Annotated in this window: 1 protein-coding gene; it reads right to left on the bottom strand. The window is 61.2% G+C overall.

All coding sequences use genetic code 11. From position 1 onward, the window contains the following. Positions 1–391, bottom strand: a 391-nt coding sequence (locus QQM67_RS30505) for a Bax inhibitor-1/YccA family protein (protein WP_314178655.1), incomplete at its 3' end; no start/stop codon positions are given. Positions 392–451 lie beyond the last annotated feature (60 nt).

The raw sequence follows: 451 nt of genomic DNA, 5'->3' as shown, positions 1-451 counted from the left end.
CGTAAAGGCTGAGCCCCGCAAAAGCCGCCGCGGTCGCGAAGAAGGTGGTCGCGATCGAGGTTCCCGTGAACACCAGGAAGATCGACGCCATCGACAGACCCATCACCGTCGCAAACGCCCAGAACAGCAATTGGGCCGTCCCGGTCGAAAGACGAGTGATGCCGAAGCTGAGCACCAGGACGAACGCCAGGGGCGCGAACATGATGCCGTACTTGAGGATCCCCGGCCCGCCGAGCACGGCAGCCGCGTAGCCGCTGTTGGCGAACAACAGCGCCACGATGCCCGTCAGCAGCACCCCGGAGGCCATGTAGTTGTACACGGACAGCATGTAGGACCGTAGGCCCACATCGATCGCCGTGTCTTCACGGCCGATCCGGGTCGGTTCCGGCACTGCTGTTATCCGTGGATCAAATCCGTTTGCCACTTTCATTCTCCAATTTCCGAAGAATAC

Origin of the sequence: Streptomyces winkii (assembly GCF_032248595.1) — a bacterium.
GTDB lineage: Bacteria > Actinomycetota > Actinomycetes > Streptomycetales > Streptomycetaceae > Streptomyces > Streptomyces winkii.
The sequence above is the reverse complement of the archived record's forward strand: the minus strand, read 5'-3'. Positions and strand labels throughout refer to the sequence as shown.